The following is a 23,890-nucleotide window of genomic DNA, read 5'->3' as shown; positions in this document are numbered from 1 at the left end:
AACTCATTAGTATAAAACGTTACTATGTATCCATTATTAGATTCGTAACGATTAGCCAAAAAGCTCCCCAATTGTATACAAGTGGGGAGCTTTCCTTCATTCCTATTATAAACCTTCTGGGTTTAAAATGAGGACCACTCGTCCATCACCGAGAATCGTCGCACCAGAGAAATAGTTAGAACTCTCTGCAAAGAAGTCACCTAATGACTTTAAGACTATTTCTCTTTGACCGATAATTGTGTTTACAATAAGTCCATAGCTGCGATGTGTGTTACGAACAATTAACACAGGAACCATTTGACCATCATATGACGCAAACGCCTCATCTACTGTTTTTTCACCAAATACAGTACTTAAATGTTTCACTTCAATAATTTGATTACGATAATTTAATACATCTTTTCCTTGTAAGGATTGGATGTCTTCTCTCTTAATTCGAATTGCTTCAACGATATTTCCAAGAGGTAAAGCATAACGCTTATCATTCGTTTGAACAAGCATAGATTGAATAATAGATAACGTTAATGGAAGTTCAATTCTAAATGTACTTCCCTTTCCTTCCTCAGAATCAATAATTAAATGTCCACCTAAACTATGAATCGTATGTTTTACAACATCTAATCCGACACCGCGTCCTGAAAGATCTGATACAACTTCAGCTGTACTAAATCCCGGTTGGAAAATAAGATCAAACACTTCACGATCTGTTAATCTATTCGCATCTGCTTCAGTTACAACGCCATTTTTAATCGCTTTTTCTAATACTTTCCCTTTATTAATACCGTTTCCATCATCCGTAATTTGAATAACGACATGATTTCCACTATGAAAGGCTTCTAATTTAATCGTACCTGTCTCATTTTTACCTGCATCACGTCGTTTTTCAACAGTTTCAATACCGTGATCGATTGCATTTCGAATTAAATGAACGAGCGGATCACCGATTTCATCAATAACAATTTTATCTACTTCAGTATCTTCACCTGTAATTTGTAAATCGATTTTTTTCCCTAAATCTTTCGCTAACATACGTACCATACGCGGGAAACGATTGAACACAGTTTCAATCGGCACCATACGCATATTTAATAGTACATTTTGAATATCTTTTGAAATATCGCCTAATCGATTTAAATGTTCAATTAGCTCCTTGTTTTGAATCGTTTGAGCCAATTCATCAATGCGCCCACGTTCAATTACACTTTCTTCAAACATATTCATTAATCTTTCGATTTTCTCTAATTGAACACGAATTGAACGATTCTCCACTTTAGCATTTTTCGTTTTTGTAGTACTTTTAGCTGGCATAGCACTTGAAGGTTGATTCGTTGCCTCTATTGGTGATTCTACCTGCGTAGCCACAGCTGGTTGTAGCTTTTCTTCTACTTGCACAACTTCTTGTGTAACGACTTTTTTAGAAGCTACTTCCTTCGATATAGGTTCTCCTTGCTTTACTTCCACTTTCTCAATTTCAGAAACATGAAGTACTACTTGTTTCAACTCTTCTATACTACAATCCGTATCCATAAATACTGTAAATTCAAATCCGAAAGCATCTGCTTCAATTTCTTCAATACTCGGAGCTGTTTTTTGTATATTCCCTACATTTTGCAATGCTTCAATACACATAATGGCACGTACTGCTTTTAAAATCGCTTGCTGTTCAACTGTTATATGCACTTCATGCGAAACTCCATCATCGGTGTCTATATGATTTTGCTCTATATGTTCCGTAGGAGTTTCTACATTGCCGTTCAATAATGCTTCTAATTTCTGTTTAGTTGAGGCTACATCAATATTGCCCATTCCACCTTGTTGCACATCTGCAACCATCTTCTCCAAATTATCAATGCACTCAAAAATCACATCAATAATATCCGCATTTACAACTATATTTCCATGACGAATTTCATCTAACACATTTTCCATCTTATGCGTTAAATCAGCCATTTCCGTAAATTCCATGCTCGCAGACATACCTTTGAATGTATGAGCGGATCGGAATATTTCTCCTACAACATCCATATCAGCAGGATTTTGTTCTAACACTAGCACATTTTCATTTAGCGACTGTAAATGTTCTTCTGACTCTTCGAAAAATATATTTAATAGATCTGTTTGCATTTTTATCCCCTACCTGTCTAACAAACATTTCATTTATGTATAACAATTTAGTGTTTTACAATGAGAAAAAAGGGGGCCACACGTCGATCCGCTATCACTGTTTTGATTCCTTGTGGCACCCCTTCTATATTAACTATTTGCTACTTTTGTTAAAGCTTCAATTACACGATCCGCTTGGAATGGCTTTACAATAAAGTCTTTTGCCCCGCCCTTAATTGCATCTAATACCATACCTTGTTGTCCCATTGCAGAACAAATAACAACCTTTGCACTTGAATCAATTTTAATAATTTCTTTTAATGCTTCAAGCCCGTCCATTTCTGGCATAGTAATATCTAATGTTACAATATCAGGTTGAAGTTCTTTATACTTTTGAATTGCTTCTACCCCATTCTCTGCTTCGCCAATAACTTCAAATTCAGCATTACTTTTTAATAAGTTTTTAATCATCGTTCGCATAAACATCGCATCGTCTACTACTAAAATTTTATGTGCCATTCTTTTTAATTCTCTCCTTCTATGTATAAATATATCTTAATATTTCACCTTATCATTCTCACTCATTATACAAAATAAAATGATAAAATTTAATATTTTTTTAAAAGAATTTTCGTGTTTTTATTATTTTATTATTAAAATAATAATATACTACTCTTTTATATAAATAACAACGCGACGGTTTTTTTCCCAGTTTTGCGGTGAATCATTTGGTACAATTGGCTTTGTGTCTGCATATCCTACCGCAGCTAGCCTTTTATCGTCCACATTATACACTTCAATTAAATGGTGAATCATATTTGCCGCTCGTGCTGAAGATAACTCCCAATTAGAAGGGAATTTCTCGTTATGAATAGGTCTACTATCTGTATGTCCCTCTACAACAATTGGGTTAGGTACGGATTGAAAAAATCCAACTAATTGACTTATTATCCCTTTCGCTTCGGGCTTAACGTTCGCATCGCCTGTATCAAATATTAAATTATCTACTATAACGACGCTTACCCCTGTATCCTCTCGATATACATTCACTTGACTAATACCATTATTATCTACATATGCTTTTAACTTCTTATATAATTCATCCATTCTCTTTTTTGAAATCATTTTTTCATCATTTTTTTCATGTGAAATATCCGGTATTGTATTTTCCATTACTTTTGCATCTACTTGCCCCGTATCACTAAACTTTTCAAGCATCTTTGACAATTTTACTGCATCTTGCTTTGATGTAGCAACTAGTAATACAAAGAAAGTTAATAATAACATCGTTAAATCTGTAAAAGTCGTCATCCAACGAGGCGATCCCTTTTGCGGTCCTTTACTCATCATACCACTCCTTGAAATATTAGGCTGCTCCTTTTACCTTTTTTACCTTTGTTTCGTATACGTATGTATCCAGTTTCAACTTTAATTTAGAAGGGATTTGTCCACGATACAATTCTGAAATTGCTTCTATTACAAACTTCTTCTCTGTATATAAATCTTCAATACCACGATATACTTTTTCCGCAAGAGGGATTGCAATCATATTCGCAAGTACAGACCCATATAATGTCGTTAACATCGCAACTGCCATTCCTGTACCAATTTGCGATGTATCTTGTAAGTTTTGGAGCATAATGATAAGACCGATTAACGTACCAATCATTCCCCAAGCTGGAGCAAAATCACCAATTTTATCTAATAATGCTGCTCCTTTTCTTAACTCATACACTTCCGTTTCAATATCTTTCAATAACACTTCTTTTAATTCATCTTCATCGTAACCGCTTAACATTAATCGAATTCCTTTTTGAATAAAAGGATTGTCTACTTGCTCTCCATCTACCTCTAAAGAAAGCAAGCCGTTCTTTTTAGACTTTTTCGAAAAATCGACAAACAAATCCGTTAACTGTTCTAAATCTTCTTCTCTTCTATGTAAAACAGTAAAAATGCTTTTCGTATATTTTTTTATTTCTCCAAATCGATATGCCACAACAATTGTCGCTGTTGTTCCCCCTATGACAATTAAAATAGATGAAATATCTAAAAAGTTTTTGAAAGCTTTTATTCCACCGCCACCAAGCATAATTGCCGCTATCACTATAATGAAACCTACTATAATGCCCACTGGGCTAGAAATATCAAACTTCCTTTTTCTTCTTTGTGGTCTAGCTAATACTTGATTTTTCTCTCCCATATTTCTGCCCTTTCCTTTCCATTTTTATATAACATTTTTTTATTTTAATAATACGTTTTCACATATAACATGTATTATACGCTTATCATCTGTTTATCGCAATATACTCATAAAATTGACACATTTCATTTCTATATTAGAATTATGGTATGAATAAATGAGGAGGATCACGATGGAACACAACATTTTACAAGTCATTGCATTAGCAGAAAAACTAAAATATGAAATGCGACATAGCTGGCTTTCCAACGGACGTCAAGAAAGTGTTGCCGAACATACATGGCGGATGTCTCTAATGGCCATTTTAGTTGAACCTTATTTGGATCAAAAAGTAAGTATTGAGAAATTACTTAAAATGGTTATTATTCACGACCTAGTCGAAGCCGAAGCTGGTGATATTCCTGCTTTTGATACAATGAATAGTCACGAATTACAGCTACAAAAACAAAAAAATGAACTGGAGGCTATTTTAAATATTAAACAAACGTTAACAGGTTCTCTCGGCGAGGAATTATATGACTTATGGATGGAGTTTGAAGCGAAAGAAACGTACGAAGCAAAAGTTGCTAATGCACTCGATAAACTTGAGGTGAAAATTCAGCATAACGAAGCTGATATTGATACGTGGCTACCAATTGAACATAAAATGACGTTCCAAGTAGCAAAGCATACAAACTTTGATTCTTTCTTATCTAAATTACAAAAAATTATTGAACAAGATGGAGAAAAGAAGTTAATTGCTGCCGGCATTGATGTTGAGGCATGCAAGCAATAATGAAATAAGACACTCAACAAGAGTGTCTTATTTCATTATTGTTGATATAGCCTGCTTATAAATAAGCTGTTGTTTTCCATCCACTAAGATTAAAACTGTAAATTTATCCACTCCAACAACTTCTCCTATTATTCTAACGCCACTCTTTAAGAAAATTGTCACTGTACCTTTTTCTTCTTTTATTTGTTTATACAATTCTTCCTGTAAATGTTCCAATTACTGTCCTCTCCTTTCTGTGAAACATCTTAATATAAAAAACTATAAATTTTTTATTTATGCACTTTGTCTTTTATGTTCATAAACTTATTAATAAGTATATCTAAATCACGACTAAATAACAAAACTTTATCATGATCCAATCCGTGTCTCGCAACAAGTTGAATTAACTCTTTCTTTTTGTTTTCTATTTTATTTTTTAATTGTCCCATCTCCATCTCTATACTAAAACTCCCTTTTCCCATAATATTACTTGTAAAATTATAGTACATATTCTCTCATAAAAAAATAAGAAAATGGTTTTTTTTACAATTTTTTATTTTTTATGCCTAAATTATGAATTACGTAAAGGTTTATTTACAAATCACTAACATGCAATCCTAATGAATCTACAGGCATTTGTCTAATTATAAATGAGACTGGCTCGTTTTCTATACAAAAAACATACTGTATATAGTAGTCCATGAACCATATAGATTAACTTACTAAAAAGGAGGAAAACATATGAGTTATGGTGGAAGTTGCGCTGGTTTCGGCGGTGGATTTGCTTTGCTTATCGTACTATTCATCCTTCTAATCATCATCGGATGTAGCTGTTGGGGTGGCGGCGGATACGGATATTAATATATCCTATCCTTGAAAAATGAACTAAAAACTATAGAAAAACAGCTCAAATATGAGCTGTTTTTTTTCATACTTTCGTATGAATTTATATCCCTCTTATTTGCGATTTCAACTAGCAACATATTGTTTACTATGGAATAAGAAACATTTTTACTAAGGGGGATTACAATGATTAGAGGTCTTTACGAAGCACATTTACCTGTCCGCAACTTAAAAGTATCAATACCTTTTTATGAATCACTAGGGCTAAAATTATATAAAAGAGGAGATAATATTGCTTTCTTTTGGATTAAAGAAAATGAGAGTTGGCTCGGCCTTTGGGAAGGCACAGAATACAAAGTGAATTATCACCCCTCTTTACGACATATCGCCTTTCAAGTAAGTTTACATGATTTAGAAAATGCGATTCATTGGCTAAATCAAAAAGGAATTTCAGCACGAAAAGACTTTGGAATGGAACCAATTGAACCGATTGTTTTTCCGGAATTAGCACATGCAGCCGTATACTTTAACGACCCTGATGGAAATAGTTTAGAATTGATTGCACAATTACCTGTTGGACTTCCCACAGCGGAAAAAGTGTATTTAAGTGAGTGGAAAGAACAAATTCAAACATCGTCATTACATAAGGATTAATCTATTTATGTCAGTTTCTTATTCCACACTTCTTAAAACAAATAAAAACTTCAATTATTCCATTTACGGATCTCTTATTCAGTTATCGATGTTTTTTACAGGAGGGCTGTTAGAAATTCTTTCTCCTCAAATGATTGGCTGTTTATTAGCTACATGCTGTATTTTTGTAAGTTTTATATGGCTGTTCTTGTTTTATCGCGGGGATCTCAGTGAATAATTTAATGATAATCAATACATTTTGATCCCATTCATTATTTGTTTCCCCATAATAAAATTGTTTAAAAACACAAGTCAGATTTTTTAGTTAAAGAGCCTTATATGGCAACACTATTTGAGAAAAAACTAGATATTTATGTTAAAATATAAATAAGTTTGTGAAACATTGCACTTAAATAATAGACTTTAACTAGTTAAACTTGATTAAATAGGAGGGCTGTTTTGGGTATCACATTCTTTTTCATATGTATTATATTAGTGGCTTCTATTCTGCAAGCAAGTACAGGTTTTGGCTTTTCCATAATGGCAACCCCTTTCTTACTTATGTTATTTCTACCACAAGAAGCTATACAAATAAACATTATTTTATCTTTAATTATCTCCATTTCACTCATTTGGAAAATAAGAATGGACGTTGATTTTGTTCTACTGAAAAGGTTTATTTTTGGAAGTATAGTTGGTGTTCCTTTTGGCATTTTAATTTTCATTTCCGTTAACATAAACACTTTTAAATTAGCAGTTAGCATCCTACTCTTACTATTAACATTGTTGCTAATATGCAACGTTAAGGTTAGATCAACACAATCTAGAGATTTCATAGTTGGCGGATTATCTGGTCTTTTAACGACAAGCATCGGTATGCCAGGTCCACCCCTGTTACTTTATTTTACAGGAACTAATACTGAAAAAGAGAAGTTAAGAGCAACTACATTAGCTTTTTATCTGTTTATATATTTCATTAGTCTAGTAACTCAAATACTCTTTACTGGCACAAACAAAACCATTTGGGAATCAAGTTTTTATGCCATTCCAATTGTATTTTTAGGTTTGTTTATAGGTCAAATTATTTTTAAATGGCTTAATCAACGGATTTTTAAAATATTTACGTACATTCTTTTAAGTTGTACAGGGGGTTATCTTCTTATTGAAAGTTTGAACTTGTTATAGAAGATGCTTTAGATCGTGCAATAACAGATATGTTCAAACGAAATTATTGCTGTATTTTCCGGCGGGGTATTCCATATCAAAACTTAAATAACTTTATTGACAGTTTACAATTAGCAATAATCTTTCTTTCATAAGGAAAATATTTCAAATCAAATACTAAATAAAACGATAAAAAGCGGCTATTATGCCGCTTTTACTTACTATTGGCATTTCATTCTCATTTTCTATCACTTTTGTAAAAAATTATTAATTTTTATTTCTATGTACATGATAACAAACAAAATACCTAAGTTCAGAAAGAATAAACAACTTTCTGGCCTTAGGTATTTCTCCTTCTCAAAAAGGCAAACCTGCATCACAGGTTTGCCTCTTTACTCACTTCTTATTTAATCCTTTTTCACTTAAAAACTCTTTCATATGCATTCTTTTTTCTTTAGACATAAACGAACTCATTGATTCCGTCCATGTTACGTTTTTCTTGTTTGATGATCTTTCTTTATAATACGCGTTCATCGTTTCATCATATTCGTTTAGTAATTCATCATATTTTTGTTCATCATATCCATTTTCATGAAGAACTGCTGCTACTGGTAAACGTGGTTTAACTCCATGTTCTTCATCTGGTACACCGACTGTCATTCCGAATACAGGATATACTTTATCCGGTAAATGAAGCAGTTCACTCACTTCTCTCGGATTATTACGAATACCACCAATATAACAAATACCGTATCCTAACGATTCTGCTGCTAGTGCTAAGTTTTGCGCAAAAAGTGAAGCATCTACCGTCGCAACGATAAAGTCTTCTACTCCCTCATGCTTTATCTCTGTACTATGTTTTTCACATGCAATTTCAAGTCGTTTTAAATCTGCACAACAAACAAAAAATGCTGCACAGTCCTTCACATGGCGATTTCCGGATAGCTCTGCTAGTTTAGCCTTTAATTCCTGATCTGTTACATATATAACAGAATACGCCTGTACAAAATGTGATGAAGCTGCATGTTGCGCAGCATGCACCATCTTTTCTACTACATCTTTCGGAATTGATTCTTCTTTATATTTACGAACTGAAACATGTTGCTCCATCTTATGTATGATCTCATTCATGAAAATCACTCCTTTTTTCTCTTCATAATGAAAAATTAACATATCTTTTTCAATTTTCACAACTTATAAGCACAAAAAGAGCAATTCTTTTTGAATTGCCCTTTTTTAAAACGTTTATCGATACGGTAAATGAAATTATAATTATCTTTTTACGCCGTTTTCAAAACTTTAATACCTTTTACGATATTCCAAATGAAGTAGTAAATTCCTACAAGAATGAACACTGCATATGTGATAGCCATTCCAATTCCAGCACCGTCAGATTGATTGAAACCTAAACCGTACATGCCTGATACTGCTAGTCCTCCAAATAAGATTGCGTATGGGAAAACATGTGACCAAAATGCTTTTTTCGCGTGATACTTCACTTCATCTTCTGCAACAAAGTACACGATAATTGGTAGTAAAAATGGTGCAAAAAAGATACTAAAGTAACATAACGAAGATAAAATATTATTTCCTTTCATCCGATTCACCTCTAAATAGTTTTTGTTACCTTCATTATGTCAGGAAATCATTCTAGAAACTATCGCTTTACCTTTCACGAACGTGACATATTTGTAAGATTTTCCTCAAACTAAATCCCGCCTGAGTTTCAGACGGGATCACTTTCACTATATTCGATTCATAAACCAATACTGTGTAATTGCTAAATATTCTCGTACATTCGATGGAATGATGATTGGTTTCGGTGTTTTTGCCGGAAGACCTTCTAATTGTAAACCTTGTTTGGCCGCTATTTTTTTCGCTCTAAACATGTGAAAATCGTTTGTTACGATCATACCTTTTTTCATATCGGCTGGAATTAACGGTTTTGAGAATGTAATATTCTCATCTGTACTCGTAGATTTGTCCTCCATTATAATGCGGTCTTCTGCGATATTTTGTTTTATTAGTCCTTGTTTCATTGCTAATGCTTCTGAAATGTCTTCGCCTTTTCCTTGTCCTCCAGATACGATAGCGATTGTTTTCTCATGTGATTTTAAATATTCAGCTGCTTTATCAATACGATATTGCAATGAATAAGATGGTTTCGTCCCATTTACTTTCGATCCTAGTACAATTATGTAATCAGCATCGTATGTTGCATTCATATGCCCATGCTTATAAATGTGATATTGTAAAAACCCCGCATACACGGCGCAAATTATTATAACAACTAAAATGCCCTTCATTATTTTCTTCTTTCTCATATTCATATACTCCTATTTTCTTTTACTTCCTTCATGATAATATCCATTTATTTGTTTGTATACAGGCAAATTCCAATAAACCCTAATTTATCCTCTGAAAGGTAATATTTATATTACTTTCGGGAATAGTAAGTACAACTTTACACGAAGGAGTGTCTCTATTGCTTCTCTTTTTATGTAACGTGTCGTTCTTTTTCATCTTATTTTTGCTATCGCTTAAGTTACTCGGTAAATCCGCGTTAGCGCAACTAACTCCTCATGATTTTGGGGCTATAATTTTTTTATCTTATTTAGCTTTCCAGGCCATACCCGTCTCTGGTGCTTTACAAGCATTTCTCGGTATGGTTGTTATCACATGTTTACATTTACTCCTTACAAAATTAAGCCTATTCAACAAACTAAATCGTTTTATTCTCGGACACCCTATCATTTTAATTAAACATGGTGATATTATTTTTGAGAACTTACAAAAAAGTAGATACCCCATTGCAGAACTGCTTTCTAATCTTCGCGTTGCAGGATATCCAAGTGTTCATGAAATTGAATACGCTATTTTAGAAGCGAACGGCGCTATTAGTATTTTACCAAAAAGAGAACTTGTACCATTAACTCCAAAAGATTTAAACATAGATGTTAAGTATGCTGGATTACCAATTGCACTTATCGTCGATTCACAAATTCAATATGATAACTTAAAGTTAATACATAAAGATGAAAAATGGTTATATAAAGAATTAAAAGAAAAAGGAATTACAAATATTAAAAACGTTGCCTTTGCTTCTGTTCAAGAAACGGATGGATCTTTTGCTATTAGTTTAAAGGAATAAGAAAATCCCCTTAATTGCTTAAGGGGATTTTTTATCATATCGCTTCTTTCTCTCCTGCCATATTTAATGGAACAGGATGTTTCATACGATTCATCGTAAATACGATAATCGCTGTCATTACTTCTGCAACTGGCATAACGAGCCAAATTCCATTTATACCAAATAGTTTCGGCATAATCCATAACAATGGAATAATAAATAGTAATCCTCGGCTCATTATAATAAGTACTGATTTCTTCGTTTGTCGCACTGATTGGAAGTACTCTCCATACACAATGTTATAACCTAAAAATACGTATTGGATAAAGAATAAACTAATACCTGTTAAGGTTAACTCCAATAATTCTGGAGATTGAACATCAAATAAACCAATGATATATTTCCCGAAGAATAATCCGACAATTATCGCAACGCCTCCAAGGACAACTGCAATTTTCACAGCAAACTTCAATCCTTCACGAAGTCTCTCTGATAAATTTGCCCCGTAATGGAAACTAGCAATTGGCTGTAATGCTGCTCCAACACCAAAGAATAATAGTAATGTCATTGCATGAATACTATTCACCATCGCATAGGAAGCTACTCCTACTTCTCCTGCATATTGGACAAATGCGATATTAAAACCAATCGTTACGATTGCAACCGTACTTTCTGCTGTAAAACTTGGGAAACCAATCACCATAATTTGTTTGACAGTATCCCATTCAAAATGAAATTTCGTCCACTTTAAAATACTACTTTTTCTAAAGAAATGGGTTAATAATACAAGGAAACCAATCGCTGCCGAAAGAATAGTCGCTGAGGCAGCACCTGTTACGCCCCATCCAAAGATAAAAATAAAGATATAGTCAAACACTATATTTAATACAGCCGTTACAACAAGACCAGCCATTGCTAAATTAGGATTTCCATCATTTCGTATAAATGTACTTAAAATATTTTCTAAAACGTATATCATTCCAAATGTTAATAATACGTGTAAATAGTCTAACGCATATGGTAGAATCACTTCGTTTGCACCAAATAAGTATGCTAAATCTTCTATTCTCCATAAGCAAATCGCTGCTAAAATCCCTACGATAACAACTGCTACCGTCATTGATTGAGTAAAAATAGACCTTGCTCTTTCTCGTTTATTTTCACCTAATGCAATGGAGTATAACGTTGCCCCGCCCATTCCGATCCATAATGAAATAGAGAAGAAAATCGAAAAGGCTGGAATAGCCACGTTCACTCCTGCTAAACCGTTCGCCCCAACTCCTCTACTAATCATAACCGCGTCAATTACAATATTCACTGACATTAATACCATTCCAAGAACTGCTGGTATTAAATAAGAAATAAATAAGCTTTTAATTGGTTTTTCTCTTAATTTTTCTGTTGCTTCCATACTCTAATATGCTCCTTTTTTTCAACTCTCTTTTCTTAGTTTAAACCTTCAAGTAACTTTAAGGTCAATAGAGAATTAAAAAATAGGTGACTTAATTATCGCGTTTGATGCTCATTTGTAATTATACGAGTCCTATAACTTATTGCTTTGTTTTTTCATTATAGGAATTTGAATTTCTGTTACTTGCTCCTCAGGATCTTCTGTTACAGACCAATCAATTAATGCAATCTCAATTGCATCTCCACTTATTTCGTATCCTTCTTGATCAATATATTTCATTAGCTTCTTATATGTTTCATCAGTTTCTTCATATGGCCCATGATGATATACACAGGCAAACATACCTTCTTTAATTTCATCTGAACTCTGTACTTCAAAAGGCATATAATCCAAAAGAATAAATACACTGCTATATGCTTGAAACTCATTTTGCATTAACCCTTTTTTCGCAACAGTTACACCAATATCTCCAGAAAATAAGCTATCATCCATTTGCCTCATATTTTTTTGCAACGAATGAATGTAGTACTCAAACATATCATCCGTCGTATTCGGGGCAACCGCAATAGCTGTTATTTTTCGCTGCGGGATCTCTTTTATTACCATTTGTTCAGCTTTTGCTTTTGTTGCTTCCTTAATTAAATGAATTCTATGCTCCATTTTCGCTAAAGCATACTCAATTTCTCTTTGTTTCTTCAGCATCATCTCTTGTTGTTTTTCCAGTAAATTGAGTGCGTATGCTGGATTTCTTTCATCAATATATTTTTTAATTTCCTTTAATGGAATGTTTAATTGGCGTAAAAACTTAATCGTATCTAATAGTGAAAATTGATCGATTGTATAATAACGATAATTCGTTTGAGGATCAACAATGGACGGATGAAAAATTCCTTTTTCATCATAATACCTTAATGTAGATTCTGCGATATTATGCATTTTTGCCATTTCTCCAATTGTAAAACGTTTATTTAATAACATCTTTTATTTCCTTCCATTTCTATTTATTTCATTATATGTTCATTTTGTCTTCAAAACAAAAAAGAATTCCCATACGAGAATTCTTTTTTTACTATTAAACCTCTATTATTATAGGAAGAATCATCGGCTTTCGTTTTGTATTTGTATATATATACTTCCCTAACGCTTCTCTTACCTCCCTTTTCAAAATACCCCAGCTATTCACATTCTCTTTCTTTAAATTATTAATTGTAATAACAGCTAATTTATTTAATTCTCTTAAAAATTCTTCTGAATCACGAACATAGACAAATCCACGAGAAATAATATCAGGACCTGAAATTATTTCTCCATCCACTTTATTAAAAGTAATAACTATAACGAGCATTCCATCTTCTGAAAGTTGTTTACGATCACGTAATAATGCATTTCCAACATCTCCAATTCCTAATCCATCTACATATATATTTCCTGCCTGTATTCTTCTAGATTGAATTGCCACTTCATTACTAATATCTACAACATCTCCATTACGTACGATAAAGATATTTTCCTTTTCAATACCAATTGATTCTGCTAACAAACTATGGTGATGTAGCATTCTAAACTCTCCATGAATTGGGATAAAATATTTAGGTTTCATTAAAGTGAGCATTAATTTCAATTCTTCTTGATACGCATGACCAGATACATGGACTCCAGTAGAACTACCTGATCCATAAATTACTTTTGCTCCTAAAACAAATAGATTATCTATAATTCTTGAAACGTTACGTTCATTTCCTGGAATCGGAGTCGCAGCTATAATAACCGTATCTTCTGGTAAAACATCAACTTGTCTATAGTTTCCACTCGCTAAACGCGCTAAAGCTGCCATCGGTTCTCCTTGACTTCCTGTACAAAGTATCGCTACCTGCTTTGGATCTAAACGATTTATCTCACTCGCTTCAATCAACATGCCGTCTGGAATATGTAAATACCCTTTCTCTAGAGCAACTTCTACTACATTTACCATACTTCTCCCGAGCAAAGCCAATTTTCGATTTGTTTTTATGCAAGCTTCAACTATTTGCTGAACACGATTCACATTAGAAGCAAATGTAGAAATAATTACTTTTCTATTTGCTTTCATAAATATTTCCTCTACCCGTTCTCCTACTGACCTTTCTGATGGAGTAAAACCTGGGCGTTCTGCATTTGTGCTTTCAGATAATAAAGCTAGTACACCTTCACTTCCTATTTTAGCCATTTTATGAATATCAGGATGTTGATTATTTACTGGTGTTAAATCAAATTTAAAATCACCTGTATGTACTACAGTACCTTCTGGTGTATGAAAAACAATACCGAGACAATCCGGAATACTGTGGTTCGTTTTAAAAAAGGTTGCCTTAATAGAACCACAATCAATTTCTGATTCTGAATGAATAACGATTAATTCCGTATCATTTTGAAGATTGTATTCCTTTAATTTAATTTCAATTAAACCTAACGTTAACTTTGTTGCATAGATTGGTACATTTAGTTGTTTTAAAAAATATGGTATTCCGCCAATATGGTCCTCATGCCCGTGCGTTACTACTAAACCGCGAATTTTTTCTTTATTTTCTTGCAAATATGTGACGTCTGGAATTATTAAATCAATCCCTAATAAACTTTCATCTGGAAATTTAGATCCACAATCAATGACGACAATATCATTTTCATATTGGATAGCATACATATTTTTTCCTATTTCATTTACTCCACCTAAAGCAACAATAGACAAGTTATTTTTTAATGAATTCAAATGATAAAACCTCCTTTTCACATTTATAATTCGTGAAATAGCATTTAGGCTTTATTATTTGTAATGAAAAAGGACTTCATACTATTTCATACATATAAAAATTCACACACTATTCTTATATGTATATCTCTAATAACACCGTCTCTCTCTAAAAAAGCTCCCATTTTTTCATTGATTTTTTGCAAAATATATTATATATTAATTACAGGTTCAAATTACAAGTTCAAAAGAACTCGTAATCAGACCCTTTTGTTTAATGGGTTTTACATATTTTCATTAGGCAAATTCCGAGAAATCGTATGATAAAACTAAAAATGATGAGGAGAGGATCAGATGGAATTCGAATTTTTCTTTCAAATCGCACTTATTTTATTAAGTACAAAGCTTGCTGGTGATCTTAGTGTTAGATTAGGTCAACCTTCTGTACTAGGTAAATTAATTGTCGGTATCGTTATCGGTCCAGCTGTATTAGGTTGGATTGAAAATTCAGAGCTTCTAACTCAATTAAGTAATGTCGGGGTTATTCTTCTAATGTTTATGGCTGGACTTGAAACAGACTTAGAAGAATTAAACGCCAATCGTAATTCTTCTTTAGCAGTTGCACTCGGAGGTATTATTCTTCCATTCGTAGGTGGTTACGTTTCCGGCCTTGTTATGGGAATGGAACAAGGAAACGCTGTATTCTTAGGATTACTTCTATGTGCGACAAGTGTTAGTATTTCCGTACAAACACTTCGTGATTTAGGTAAAATGAAAACACGTGAAAGTACGACGATGCTTGGAGCCGCTGTATTTGATGATATTCTTGTTGTTATTTTATTAGCATTCGCAATGAGCTTCTTAGGCACTGATGATGTTAACTTAACAATGATTATCTTGAAGAAAGTAGTATTCTTCGCTTCTATTATTTTAATTGGATGGAAAGGTGTTCCAGCAATTATGCGTTGGTTGTCACCACTGCGCGTATCTGAGTCTATCGTGAGCGCAGCTCTTATCATCTGTTTCTCATTCGCATATTTCGGCGAACTATTAGGAATTGCTGGTATTATCGGTGCTTTCGCTGCTGGTATTGCAATTTCTCAAACAAACTACAAACATGAAGTAGAAAAGAAAGTAGAACCAATTGCTTACGCTATGTTCGTTCCAGTATTCTTCGTTAGTATCGGTATGAATATTACATTTGACGGTATTGGCAATCAAATTTGGTTCATCTTAGCATTAACAGTAATCGCTGTATTAACGAAACTAATTGGTTGTGGTGTTGGTGCACGCATGACTGGATTTGATGCTAAGTCTTCTGCAATTATCGGTTCTGGTATGGTTTCTCGTGGTGAAGTTGCACTTATCATTGCAGGAACAGGACTTTCTTCAGGTCTATTGGCACAAGATTACTTTACAGCAATCGTTATTGTCGTTATTTTAACTACAATGATTACACCACCAATGTTAAAATACACTTTTGGTGCAAAAGATAAAGCAATGAAAGCAAGTAAGTAAATTTACTATAAGAATAAGAAAAGGAGATTACTATCTTACAAGATAGTAATCTCCTTTTTCATTTTATCTTTAAACAATTCCATTCGTTTTTAACCAGTTTTCAAAAATAGTTCGTGCTTCTTCATCATCGATGTCATTACTAAATGAATATACTTTAATACCATAGTCATCTATATATTCACCTAGCTTCATTTTCTCCACTTTTTTGTAAAAATCGTCTACCTCATAGTGCGGAAGATAAGCATCCCAAACTGGTTCATTTATTCTTTTGTACGCCGTCACTTCTAAATCATATCCGTCTTCATAATATCCGATGTGATAATGTTTGTTAGGATCATATTTCTCCATTAAAAGTCCCCTCCTACTAAAAAACAAAAGCGAGCCTTATATTACAGCTCGCTCCTCTCTCTATTTATTAAATACGTTCCATCGCCGTCTTCAAAGTTCCAACAACAAAGGCAATTTCTTCACTTGAAATAATAAGCGGCGGCGCTAATGTTAAAACGTTATTATATCCTGCTGTCGTCATACCGTTTCGTCCTATAATAAGCCCTTTTTCTTTACAAGCATTTACGACACTTGCGATTTTGTCGTTATCAATTGGCTCTTTCGTCTCTTTATCATTTACTAATTCAATTCCAACTAATAGACCTTTTCCTCTAATATCCCCAACAAGCGGATGTTCCCCAATTTCATCTTTTAGTTGCTCTAATAAAAGGGAACCCATTTGCGCAGATCGCTCAATTAAATTTTCATTTTCCATAATCTCTAAGTTTTTAAGGGCTAATGCACAAGCTGCTGGATTTCCACCAAATGTATTAATATGTCGGAAGAATTCATACTCTCCCTTCCCTTTAAATGCTTCATATATTTCTTTTTTCACAGCTGTTGCAGATAATGGTAAATATGCGCTCGTAATCCCTTTTGCCATCGTAATAATATCTGGCTTCACATCATAATTCATAAATCCAAATGCTTTTCCTGTACGTCCGAAACCGCAAATTACTTCATCACTAATAAGCAAGGCACCGTGTTTTTGACACGTTTCATGAACAGCTTTCATATAGTCTTGTGGTGGCATTAATATGCCCCCGCCTGTAATAATTGGTTCCATAATAAAAGCGGCAATTGTTTCACTTAATTCCCACGTCATAACACGATCGACTTCTTTCACACATTCTACATCATAAATATGCTGCCCTTCAATTTCAGGCATACGGTAACAATCCGGTGGTGTTACGTGTAAAAAGCCTGAAGCAAACGGTTCATATTGATATCTACGCTGCGCTTGTCCCGTCGCTGCCATTGTCGCCATTGTATTCCCGTGATACCCACGATAACGTGACATAAATTTATAACGATGTGGTTCACCTTTTTGCGCATAATATTGCCTTGCTATTTTAAAAGCTGTTTCGTTCGCTTCTGAACCACTATTTGAGAAGAAAATAACATACTCTCCCCCAAGCCACTCATTTAATTTTTCAGCGAGCTTTATAGCTGGTTCATGAGATTGTGACATTGGAAAGTATGATAATGTTTGTAATTGCTTATAAGCCGCTTCTGCGAGCTCCTTTCTTCCATATCCACTATTCACACACCAAAGACCACTCATACCATCTAAATATCTTTTTCCTTGTATATCTTCAACCCAGCACCCTTCAGCTTTTGCCCCTACCATTGTACTATTTGGACTAAAGGGACGCATTCCGTGCCAAACATATTGCTCATCTTTTGCTAATAATTCATCAGTTTGCTTCGTTTTCATCATTACTTCCACCTTCCATAACAACTTATTTTTCACAAAAGCTGCGCTGGTGCCATGATGACTTAAATTTCTCCCTGCTATTTTCATTCCACAAAATTAAGACAAATCCTACTTACAAATCAGTAATATTTACAAGAAAATGACAAAAGAAAAAAGAGCTTTTCTTATCTATCGAAAAGCTCCTCTTTTATTTAATGTGAAGACGCATCACTAATACCGTGACCAGTATTAGATTTCACAAGAATTTCATCAAATTTCGCTGCATCTTCTTTCTTACTAGATAAAACAGTTCCTAAATATGCTGCAAGAAATCCGAGCGGAATTGAAATAATTCCTGGTGTCGTATATGGGAATATCGCTTCCCCAGCAAAAATAGCTTTTCCAGCTACAGGGTTCCAAACATTCGGACTCAACGCTACGAGAACAATTGCTGATACGAGCCCTACAATCATACCGGAAATAGCACCCGTTGTATTAAAACGCTTCCAATATATTGTAAATAAAATCACTGGTAGATTTGCACTCGCTGCAACTGCAAATGCTAATGATACTAAAAATGCTACGTTTAATGTTTGGGCAAATAATGCAAGTATGATAGATAATATCGCTACTCCAATAGATGCATACCGAGCCATAGATACTTGCTCTTTTTCCGATGATTTCCCTTTGCGAATGATCTCATTATAAAAATCATGAGCGAATGCTGATGCTGCCGTTAATACGAGACCTGCCACTACAGCCAAAATTGTTGCAAAAGCAATTGCTGATACGAAAGCAAATAAGAAGTCTCCACCTAACGCTTTGGCTAATAAAGGTGCTGCCATATTACCCGCTGGGTTCGCTTTAATAATCGCTTCATTTCCTACAAACGCTGCCGCACCAAATCCTAAGAAAATCGTCATAATATAAAATGCACCAATTAACCATGTCGCATATACGACAGATTGACGTGCAGTTTTTGCATCACGTACTGTAAAAAAGCGGACAAGTATATGTGGTAATCCAGCTGTACCAAGTACTAGTCCTAAATTTAAAGAAAGTGTATCAAGGCCATCCTTATACTTTACACCTGGATTTAAAAATGAATCTTTTAATGGTGTAGCTGTTTTCATTTGGGCAAACATTTCAGTCACGCTGAAGTTGAATTTTGCGAAAACGATAACAGAAATAATAAACGTACCGGCCATAAGTAATACAGCCTTTACAATTTGTACCCAGCTCGTTGCTGTCATACCACCAAAAATAACATACACCGTCATAAGTGTTCCAACGATTAATACAGATGTCGTATATTCAATCCCTAATAATAATTTAATAAGTGCACCCGCGCCAACTAATTGTGCAATCATATAAAAGATAGAAATCGTCATCGTATTAAGAGCTGCAACTCCGCGAACTTTTTTCGCGTCAAAGCGTGCTGCAATCATATCCGCCAAAGTGTACTTTCCTAAATTTCTAAGCGGTTCTGCAACAAGATATAGTACAACTAAATAAGCAACTAAAAAACCGATACTATAAAAGAATCCATCAAACCCAGTTAATGCGATTGCTCCAGCTATACCGAGAAATGAAGCAGCAGACATGTAATCTCCAGCAATGGCCAGACCATTTTGCCAACCAGTTAATCCCCCTCCAGCCGTATAAAATTCACTCGCATTTTTCGTTTTTTTCGATGCAAAATAGGTTATGACGAGCGTACCAAGAACAATAATTAAAAATAGTGCAAATGCAGTAGTATTCAAGTTCAGCCCCTCCCTTTTTGCATATCTTGCAAAATTTTTCGGGAGATTTCATCAAATGATTCTGCTTTTTTGCTATAAATCATACATAGTGCCCATGTCATAATAAATTGGGAAAAAGCAAATACCCACGCCCATGTAACGTCTCCAAATGCAGGTGTATTAAGCACCTTTGAATACGATGTTAGAATAGGTAATGCGATAAAAAAACTAAAAAAGAAAATACTCATTGGAATGATAAACTTCTTTTTCGTATTTAATAACAATTGAAATTCTTCCGACTGAACGACCTCTGTATAATTCACCTCATTTTGCAACTTACGTGCTGACGTATCGTCTCGTTTCATTAATCGATCCCCTCTCTTACTTAAAATACACTTACCCCTTGCATACATAAAGACTAAATTTTACAAATATTCAGAAACTTATATTCATTTTAGACAATCCATGCATTCATGCAAAGATTTTTTGATAGACATTTTTCGGCAATTTCCCCTAAATTTTTAATATACTTTTTCAAAATAAAGTGACACCTTACTTATTTATCCTCATTAAGACAAAAGCAGTGCTTAACGCACTACTTTTGTCTTTTTTTCCTTTTCTAAATTACGAGCCGTTTCGCTTAACTCAACATCTTTTCCGTCTTTAAGTGTTCCAAATATAAAATCGAATACTGGATTTGAAACACCAAACCAAAACTTTTCGTTTTTATAATGGTGTAATATATGTTGTTTTTTTAGCCATCTTCCAAACTTAGTGACGGGACGAATCGGTCTATGAGCAATATAATGTTTCCATTCGTAAACGAGCAGCATAATAATCATTCCGATTCCAAATGAAAGTGCAATAGTAACACTTTTTGTAATACCATATGCTATAAGTAAATATATAGTAAAACTAGGTATACTAAACCATACAGGTAAAAACAAAAGTTTTAAATCATCTGGATATACGTGGTGATCATAATGCAATCTTCTTAACATTTTTAATAGAAATGTGTTTTTAGGTGGCTTTATATGGAATAAAAAACGATGTGTCATATATTCATTAAGTGTATAGAAAACAATCCCAAACACACATGCTAACATGCCAAACCACGTAAAAAATTGCATTTTTAAAATAATAATGAAAATAAATAGAATGCTATACATAATAACAATATCATGTTGTAAAAAGAACTCTTTCCCCACTTTCTTCATCTTGTTTCCCCCTTTTCCAAAAAAACAGCCGCAACATATCGTTACGACTATTTCTTTTCTATTCTTATTCTATTCACTTTACAAATTTGCCTGTTGTTCTATTGCCGAGAAAAAATTGTTTGATCCAAATATATTTTGCTTCGGAATAATATGTTCCACTGCAAACACTGTTACTTCTCCTCTTTGCACTTCTCCAATAATGAGCCCAAATATTTCATGATTTACTGCAAACGTCGGTTGCTTTGTTTGTAACAATCTTGCAGCATTATGAAATACCGCTTCATATAGTGGATTTCTATCAGTAATTTCTTTTCGGATTTTTGGCGCTAACGTAATTATAATTTCTTTTCCGTCAATAGTGGTTCGATACATAAAAATCTCCCCTTCAATCTTATGTGAACAACTGTAAAGCTTTGTATGCAAAATGTATAGAGTAACCTACTAAAATAATACCTGCTCCGGCTGTTATGTAGCCAAGCGCTTTTGGTTTTAATAAAGTTCTTCCAAAATGTACAGAAAAAGCAATATTTAAATTCCATAAAATAATACCAACAATAATGCAAAGACTGTACAAAAAAGCTTCTTGTTTCGTTACCTTCGTAAGTAATGAGCTAAGTGTACTTCCGTATATACCAAACCAAAAAACAAGATTTAATGGATTGGATATCGCAATTAAAAATCCTGCCATAAACGATTGCTTAAGGCCACCTACCTCTTCTTTTTTATATTCCATATTCGATTCGAAAATTCCTTGTTTTACACTTTGAAATCCTAAATAAAATAACAAGAAAAAACCCGTGCAATACATGAAGGCTTGTACATATGTATACATAAACACAGAAGATAAACCGAAATAAATGAGAAGCATAAATAAAACATCTGCAGTCATTCCACCAATTCCAACAACCCAAGCGTGCCAAAAACCACGTTCAATTCCTCGTTTTAACATTTCAATATTAATCGGCCCTACTGGCGCAGCTAATGATATACCTAATACGATTTGCTGTATAATTGCTCCAATCATCGCTCTATCCTTTCTACTCTCTTTACTACTAGTTAATGATGTAATTTTAAAAAATAGACTAGCTTTCATAATAAAATACCCTTTTTTATCCAAAATATACAAAAGAGCCATCTAGATGATGGCTCTTACTTTTCTATCCTATGAAGAAAAGGACATTTCCCTTTTATTGGCTCTACATCGTCTCCTATGAAATATTGTTTCCATTCACGATGCTCTGGGTCACCATAATGACTAATGTTAGGATGTTTCGGCAATTGATCCCACTTTTCAACTCGCTCACGGACCATTTGTCTTGAATATGCTCCTTTAGGACGATCTCCCTCTAATCCATCAAAAATAGTGCGTGGCTGAAAACCAATAACGAGAGAATTCCCTAAATGTCTAGTTTTTCGTTGTTTATAAGCTGGCGCATTTCCAAATGCGAATATTGGCTCACCACCAAATGAAAATTCCCATAAATAATGGTCTGGGTCTTCAGGAATTTGCTTTGGCCATGCTTGATTATCGTTTTCATGTAAATACTGTAACACTTTCCAAAAAGAATCACGGTAATATTCGAGTGATTGTTCTTCACATTCCGGTTCTACAAAAAGGAAAAAGCCCCTTCTTACAATCGGTCTCTCTTTCATTAACTCTAAAAAAGATAACATTGTATGCGGCAAATGACTCCAATCATTATGAGAAAGAAATGAATAACGAAGTTCATTCTTTTTGAAAGCTGTTAAACCGAAATAACATGGAAAAGTTGGTTCTAACACAACATTTGAAAAAATCTCAAATTCTTTTGCAACCCAATCCGGTATGTCGGTTCTCGTTCTCATTCCTTCATTATCTAATAAGTAAGACTTATTCATTCTTTCACCTCATTATGTATAGCATTCAATTAAGAATATTACATACTCGGCCTGTCCTATACCTATTTAAAAATTTGACTGGAAAATTATTTAAAAATACAAAAAAATAAAATCGCTTACTTGACTAAATTCTCCCAATTCGTGTATATTTAAATTAATCATTTAGCAGAATATTCAAGAATATAGCATTTTTAGTTTATATTATTTTTTTAATGAATTTCACTAAATGAAAATAGTAAACGCTTTTAGGAGGAATTGTAACATGCAAGGAAAAGTAAAATGGTTTAACAACGAAAAAGGTTTTGGATTTATCGAAATGGAAGGCGCTGACGATGTATTCGTACATTTCTCTGCTATTCAAGGAGACGGCTACAAAGCTTTAGAAGAAGGTCAAGAAGTATCTTTCGACATTACTGAAGGTAACCGCGGACCTCAAGCTGCTAACGTAGTAAAACTTTAATCCAACATATAACAGGAGGTTGCCTTACTTGGTAACCTCCTTTGTTATTCCTTTGTATATTTCCGTTTTACAGAGCAAAAACTATGTGAAATGCGCACTATACAAAGGAGGAATTATTAATGGGATCAGAAGTAAATGATTTTGAAGAAGTGAAATTCCGTGTAGAAACAGCACAAAAAATGGTAGGATCAGCAACAATTTCAATGGATCCAGATACATTAGAGCATGCTACTACTGCTGTAGAAGCAGCTCGCTCTCAGCTTGAAATTATGAAATCTGTTGCAACTGATTTAGATGAGCCATTTTTAATGAATGAGGAAAAGAAATTAAATAAATGTGAGCATCAACTAAACGAAGCAAGACACTAA

At 33.8% G+C, this 23,890-nt stretch carries 28 protein-coding genes and 1 pseudogene; 9 read left to right on the top strand and 20 right to left on the bottom strand.

Annotated elements, in window-relative coordinates:
• Nucleotides 1-105: 105 nt before the first annotated feature.
• From HFD78_RS04075 to HFD78_RS04060, 4 genes are all read right to left on the bottom strand, one after another.
• The gene (locus HFD78_RS04075; RefSeq protein WP_097862919.1) at nucleotides 106-2,124 is read right to left on the bottom strand and encodes a chemotaxis protein CheA; all 2,019 of its coding nucleotides are present in this window, start codon (nucleotides 2,122-2,124) and stop codon (nucleotides 106-108) included.
• Nucleotides 2,125-2,253: 129 nt separating this feature from the next.
• The gene (locus tag HFD78_RS04070; protein WP_000940568.1) at nucleotides 2,254-2,622 is read right to left on the bottom strand and encodes a response regulator; all 369 of its coding nucleotides are present in this window, start codon (nucleotides 2,620-2,622) and stop codon (nucleotides 2,254-2,256) included.
• A 150-nt stretch (nucleotides 2,623-2,772) separates the two neighbouring features.
• Nucleotides 2,773-3,450 (bottom strand): OmpA family protein, encoded by a 678-nt coding sequence (locus tag HFD78_RS04065; protein ID WP_000033627.1) that lies wholly within the window; start codon nucleotides 3,448-3,450, stop codon nucleotides 2,773-2,775.
• Between the two features lie 19 nt (nucleotides 3,451-3,469).
• Nucleotides 3,470-4,303, bottom strand: a complete 834-nt coding sequence (locus tag HFD78_RS04060; protein WP_000504185.1) for a flagellar motor protein MotP — start codon at nucleotides 4,301-4,303, stop codon at nucleotides 3,470-3,472.
• Between the two features lie 172 nt (nucleotides 4,304-4,475).
• On the opposite strand from HFD78_RS04060, the gene HFD78_RS04055 reads away from it, so the two are divergent.
• Entirely contained in the window at nucleotides 4,476-5,078 is a 603-nt protein-coding gene (locus tag HFD78_RS04055) for an HD domain-containing protein (RefSeq protein WP_000400780.1), read from the top strand.
• Between the two features lie 27 nt (nucleotides 5,079-5,105).
• Here the strand turns inward: HFD78_RS04055 and hfq are convergent, their stop codons facing one another.
• Both hfq and HFD78_RS04045 read right to left on the bottom strand, forming a co-directional pair.
• Complete coding sequence (hfq, locus tag HFD78_RS04050; RefSeq protein WP_000400664.1) at nucleotides 5,106-5,294, bottom strand: RNA chaperone Hfq; 189 nt, start codon at nucleotides 5,292-5,294, stop codon at nucleotides 5,106-5,108.
• A 53-nt stretch (nucleotides 5,295-5,347) separates the two neighbouring features.
• Nucleotides 5,348-5,566 (bottom strand): aspartyl-phosphate phosphatase Spo0E family protein, encoded by a 219-nt coding sequence (locus HFD78_RS04045; protein ID WP_000291688.1) that lies wholly within the window; start codon nucleotides 5,564-5,566, stop codon nucleotides 5,348-5,350.
• A 232-nt stretch (nucleotides 5,567-5,798) separates the two neighbouring features.
• Here HFD78_RS04045 and HFD78_RS04040 point away from each other — a divergent pair, with 232 nt between their 5' ends.
• The 4 genes and pseudogenes from HFD78_RS04040 to HFD78_RS04025 all read left to right on the top strand — a co-directional run bounded on the left by HFD78_RS04040 (nucleotide 5,799) and on the right by HFD78_RS04025 (nucleotide 7,718).
• Nucleotides 5,799-5,918, top strand: coding sequence for a YjcZ family sporulation protein (locus HFD78_RS04040; RefSeq protein ID WP_000120179.1), 120 nt, complete (start codon nucleotides 5,799-5,801; stop codon nucleotides 5,916-5,918).
• 168 nt (nucleotides 5,919-6,086) lie between these two features.
• Nucleotides 6,087-6,554 carry a VOC family protein gene (locus tag HFD78_RS04035; protein ID WP_000617953.1) on the top strand — a complete coding sequence of 156 codons (468 nt, stop codon included), beginning with the start codon at nucleotides 6,087-6,089 and terminating at the stop codon, nucleotides 6,552-6,554.
• Nucleotides 6,555-6,603: 49 nt separating this feature from the next.
• Nucleotides 6,604-6,771, top strand: a pseudogene (locus HFD78_RS04030) (MFS transporter); the annotation flags it as partial.
• 221 nt (nucleotides 6,772-6,992) lie between these two features.
• Nucleotides 6,993-7,718 (top strand): sulfite exporter TauE/SafE family protein, encoded by a 726-nt coding sequence (locus HFD78_RS04025; protein ID WP_000513081.1) that lies wholly within the window; start codon nucleotides 6,993-6,995, stop codon nucleotides 7,716-7,718.
• A gap of 375 nt (nucleotides 7,719-8,093) precedes the next feature.
• On the opposite strand, the gene nfsA is transcribed toward HFD78_RS04025, so the two are convergent.
• The 3 genes from nfsA to HFD78_RS04010 form a co-directional block, all read right to left on the bottom strand.
• Nucleotides 8,094-8,828 carry an oxygen-insensitive NADPH nitroreductase gene (nfsA, locus tag HFD78_RS04020; protein WP_001002392.1) on the bottom strand — a complete coding sequence of 245 codons (735 nt, stop codon included), beginning with the start codon at nucleotides 8,826-8,828 and terminating at the stop codon, nucleotides 8,094-8,096.
• A gap of 149 nt (nucleotides 8,829-8,977) precedes the next feature.
• Nucleotides 8,978-9,295 (bottom strand): magnetosome magnetite crystal formation protein family, encoded by a 318-nt coding sequence (locus HFD78_RS04015; protein ID WP_000678055.1) that lies wholly within the window; start codon nucleotides 9,293-9,295, stop codon nucleotides 8,978-8,980.
• A 147-nt stretch (nucleotides 9,296-9,442) separates the two neighbouring features.
• The gene (locus HFD78_RS04010; protein ID WP_001227673.1) at nucleotides 9,443-10,021 is read right to left on the bottom strand and encodes a YdcF family protein; all 579 of its coding nucleotides are present in this window, start codon (nucleotides 10,019-10,021) and stop codon (nucleotides 9,443-9,445) included.
• A 161-nt stretch (nucleotides 10,022-10,182) separates the two neighbouring features.
• Here HFD78_RS04010 and HFD78_RS04005 point away from each other — a divergent pair, with 161 nt between their 5' ends.
• Complete coding sequence (locus HFD78_RS04005; RefSeq protein WP_000923922.1) at nucleotides 10,183-10,848, top strand: DUF421 domain-containing protein; 666 nt, start codon at nucleotides 10,183-10,185, stop codon at nucleotides 10,846-10,848.
• A gap of 34 nt (nucleotides 10,849-10,882) precedes the next feature.
• Here the strand turns inward: HFD78_RS04005 and HFD78_RS04000 are convergent, their stop codons facing one another.
• From HFD78_RS04000 to HFD78_RS03990, 3 genes are all read right to left on the bottom strand, one after another.
• Nucleotides 10,883-12,238, bottom strand: a complete 1,356-nt coding sequence (locus HFD78_RS04000) for an MATE family efflux transporter (RefSeq protein ID WP_000388390.1) — start codon at nucleotides 12,236-12,238, stop codon at nucleotides 10,883-10,885.
• A 132-nt stretch (nucleotides 12,239-12,370) separates the two neighbouring features.
• Complete coding sequence (locus HFD78_RS03995) at nucleotides 12,371-13,216, bottom strand: MerR family transcriptional regulator (protein WP_000925910.1); 846 nt, start codon at nucleotides 13,214-13,216, stop codon at nucleotides 12,371-12,373.
• 94 nt (nucleotides 13,217-13,310) lie between these two features.
• Nucleotides 13,311-14,984: a ribonuclease J gene (locus HFD78_RS03990; protein WP_097862918.1), complete on the bottom strand. Its 1,674-nt coding sequence runs from the start codon at nucleotides 14,982-14,984 to the stop codon at nucleotides 13,311-13,313.
• Nucleotides 14,985-15,317: 333 nt separating this feature from the next.
• On the opposite strand from HFD78_RS03990, the gene HFD78_RS03985 reads away from it, so the two are divergent.
• Entirely contained in the window at nucleotides 15,318-16,481 is a 1,164-nt protein-coding gene (locus HFD78_RS03985) for a cation:proton antiporter (protein ID WP_000393892.1), read from the top strand.
• Nucleotides 16,482-16,550: 69 nt separating this feature from the next.
• Here the strand turns inward: HFD78_RS03985 and HFD78_RS03980 are convergent, their stop codons facing one another.
• From HFD78_RS03980 to HFD78_RS03945, 8 genes are all read right to left on the bottom strand, one after another.
• Nucleotides 16,551-16,829 (bottom strand): DUF3986 family protein, encoded by a 279-nt coding sequence (locus HFD78_RS03980; RefSeq protein ID WP_000417070.1) that lies wholly within the window; start codon nucleotides 16,827-16,829, stop codon nucleotides 16,551-16,553.
• 67 nt (nucleotides 16,830-16,896) lie between these two features.
• The gene (locus tag HFD78_RS03975; RefSeq protein WP_000850959.1) at nucleotides 16,897-18,246 is read right to left on the bottom strand and encodes an aspartate aminotransferase family protein; all 1,350 of its coding nucleotides are present in this window, start codon (nucleotides 18,244-18,246) and stop codon (nucleotides 16,897-16,899) included.
• Nucleotides 18,247-18,437: 191 nt separating this feature from the next.
• Complete coding sequence (locus HFD78_RS03970; protein WP_097862917.1) at nucleotides 18,438-19,988, bottom strand: solute symporter family protein; 1,551 nt, start codon at nucleotides 19,986-19,988, stop codon at nucleotides 18,438-18,440.
• Between the two features lie 2 nt (nucleotides 19,989-19,990).
• Nucleotides 19,991-20,332, bottom strand: a complete 342-nt coding sequence (locus tag HFD78_RS03965; protein ID WP_000817366.1) for a DUF485 domain-containing protein — start codon at nucleotides 20,330-20,332, stop codon at nucleotides 19,991-19,993.
• Between the two features lie 222 nt (nucleotides 20,333-20,554).
• Nucleotides 20,555-21,184 carry a sterol desaturase family protein gene (locus HFD78_RS03960; protein ID WP_000755400.1) on the bottom strand — a complete coding sequence of 210 codons (630 nt, stop codon included), beginning with the start codon at nucleotides 21,182-21,184 and terminating at the stop codon, nucleotides 20,555-20,557.
• 78 nt (nucleotides 21,185-21,262) lie between these two features.
• Entirely contained in the window at nucleotides 21,263-21,556 is a 294-nt protein-coding gene (locus tag HFD78_RS03955) for a hypothetical protein (RefSeq protein WP_000286362.1), read from the bottom strand.
• Between the two features lie 19 nt (nucleotides 21,557-21,575).
• The gene (locus tag HFD78_RS03950; RefSeq protein ID WP_001196839.1) at nucleotides 21,576-22,319 is read right to left on the bottom strand and encodes a LysE family transporter; all 744 of its coding nucleotides are present in this window, start codon (nucleotides 22,317-22,319) and stop codon (nucleotides 21,576-21,578) included.
• Nucleotides 22,320-22,333: 14 nt separating this feature from the next.
• Nucleotides 22,334-23,062 (bottom strand): YqcI/YcgG family protein, encoded by a 729-nt coding sequence (locus HFD78_RS03945; RefSeq protein WP_097862916.1) that lies wholly within the window; start codon nucleotides 23,060-23,062, stop codon nucleotides 22,334-22,336.
• A gap of 262 nt (nucleotides 23,063-23,324) precedes the next feature.
• Here HFD78_RS03945 and cspB point away from each other — a divergent pair, with 262 nt between their 5' ends.
• Together cspB and HFD78_RS03935 are read left to right on the top strand one after the other, a co-directional pair.
• Nucleotides 23,325-23,522, top strand: a complete 198-nt coding sequence (cspB, locus tag HFD78_RS03940; protein WP_001161731.1) for a cold shock-like protein CspB — start codon at nucleotides 23,325-23,327, stop codon at nucleotides 23,520-23,522.
• A 119-nt stretch (nucleotides 23,523-23,641) separates the two neighbouring features.
• On the top strand, nucleotides 23,642-23,890 hold the full coding sequence (locus HFD78_RS03935) for a DUF2564 family protein (RefSeq protein ID WP_000534392.1): 249 nt from the start codon (nucleotides 23,642-23,644) through the stop codon (nucleotides 23,888-23,890).

The organism is Bacillus sp. EKM501B (assembly GCF_011800505.1).
Taxonomy (GTDB): domain Bacteria; phylum Bacillota; class Bacilli; order Bacillales; family Bacillaceae_G; genus Bacillus_A; species Bacillus_A cereus.
The sequence above is the reverse complement of the archived record's forward strand: the minus strand, read 5'-3'. Positions and strand labels throughout refer to the sequence as shown.

What these genes read in the sequence shown, in the direction of transcription:
- HFD78_RS04075 (WP_097862919.1), bottom strand. Translation starts at nt 2,124, where the DNA reads ATGCAAACAGATCTATTAAATATATTTTTCGAAGAGTCAGAAGAACAT.
- HFD78_RS04070 (WP_000940568.1), bottom strand. Translation starts at nt 2,622, where the DNA reads ATGGCACATAAAATTTTAGTAGTAGACGATGCGATGTTTATGCGAACG.
- HFD78_RS04065 (WP_000033627.1), bottom strand. Translation starts at nt 3,450, where the DNA reads ATGAGTAAAGGACCGCAAAAGGGATCGCCTCGTTGGATGACGACTTTT.
- HFD78_RS04060 (WP_000504185.1), bottom strand. Translation starts at nt 4,303, where the DNA reads ATGGGAGAGAAAAATCAAGTATTAGCTAGACCACAAAGAAGAAAAAGG.
- HFD78_RS04055 (WP_000400780.1), top strand. Translation starts at nt 4,476, where the DNA reads ATGGAACACAACATTTTACAAGTCATTGCATTAGCAGAAAAACTAAAA.
- HFD78_RS04045 (WP_000291688.1), bottom strand. Translation starts at nt 5,566, where the DNA reads ATGTACTATAATTTTACAAGTAATATTATGGGAAAAGGGAGTTTTAGT.
- HFD78_RS04040 (WP_000120179.1), top strand. Translation starts at nt 5,799, where the DNA reads ATGAGTTATGGTGGAAGTTGCGCTGGTTTCGGCGGTGGATTTGCTTTG.
- HFD78_RS04035 (WP_000617953.1), top strand. Translation starts at nt 6,087, where the DNA reads ATGATTAGAGGTCTTTACGAAGCACATTTACCTGTCCGCAACTTAAAA.
- nfsA (WP_001002392.1), bottom strand. Translation starts at nt 8,828, where the DNA reads ATGAATGAGATCATACATAAGATGGAGCAACATGTTTCAGTTCGTAAA.
- HFD78_RS04015 (WP_000678055.1), bottom strand. Translation starts at nt 9,295, where the DNA reads ATGAAAGGAAATAATATTTTATCTTCGTTATGTTACTTTAGTATCTTT.
- HFD78_RS04010 (WP_001227673.1), bottom strand. Translation starts at nt 10,021, where the DNA reads ATGAGAAAGAAGAAAATAATGAAGGGCATTTTAGTTGTTATAATAATT.
- HFD78_RS04000 (WP_000388390.1), bottom strand. Translation starts at nt 12,238, where the DNA reads ATGGAAGCAACAGAAAAATTAAGAGAAAAACCAATTAAAAGCTTATTT.
- HFD78_RS03995 (WP_000925910.1), bottom strand. Translation starts at nt 13,216, where the DNA reads ATGTTATTAAATAAACGTTTTACAATTGGAGAAATGGCAAAAATGCAT.
- HFD78_RS03985 (WP_000393892.1), top strand. Translation starts at nt 15,318, where the DNA reads ATGGAATTCGAATTTTTCTTTCAAATCGCACTTATTTTATTAAGTACA.
- HFD78_RS03980 (WP_000417070.1), bottom strand. Translation starts at nt 16,829, where the DNA reads ATGGAGAAATATGATCCTAACAAACATTATCACATCGGATATTATGAA.
- HFD78_RS03975 (WP_000850959.1), bottom strand. Translation starts at nt 18,246, where the DNA reads ATGAAAACGAAGCAAACTGATGAATTATTAGCAAAAGATGAGCAATAT.
- HFD78_RS03965 (WP_000817366.1), bottom strand. Translation starts at nt 20,332, where the DNA reads ATGAAACGAGACGATACGTCAGCACGTAAGTTGCAAAATGAGGTGAAT.
- HFD78_RS03960 (WP_000755400.1), bottom strand. Translation starts at nt 21,184, where the DNA reads ATGAAGAAAGTGGGGAAAGAGTTCTTTTTACAACATGATATTGTTATT.
- HFD78_RS03955 (WP_000286362.1), bottom strand. Translation starts at nt 21,556, where the DNA reads ATGTATCGAACCACTATTGACGGAAAAGAAATTATAATTACGTTAGCG.
- HFD78_RS03950 (WP_001196839.1), bottom strand. Translation starts at nt 22,319, where the DNA reads ATGGCTCTTTTGTATATTTTGGATAAAAAAGGGTATTTTATTATGAAA.
- HFD78_RS03945 (WP_097862916.1), bottom strand. Translation starts at nt 23,062, where the DNA reads ATGAATAAGTCTTACTTATTAGATAATGAAGGAATGAGAACGAGAACC.
- cspB (WP_001161731.1), top strand. Translation starts at nt 23,325, where the DNA reads ATGCAAGGAAAAGTAAAATGGTTTAACAACGAAAAAGGTTTTGGATTT.
- HFD78_RS03935 (WP_000534392.1), top strand. Translation starts at nt 23,642, where the DNA reads ATGGGATCAGAAGTAAATGATTTTGAAGAAGTGAAATTCCGTGTAGAA.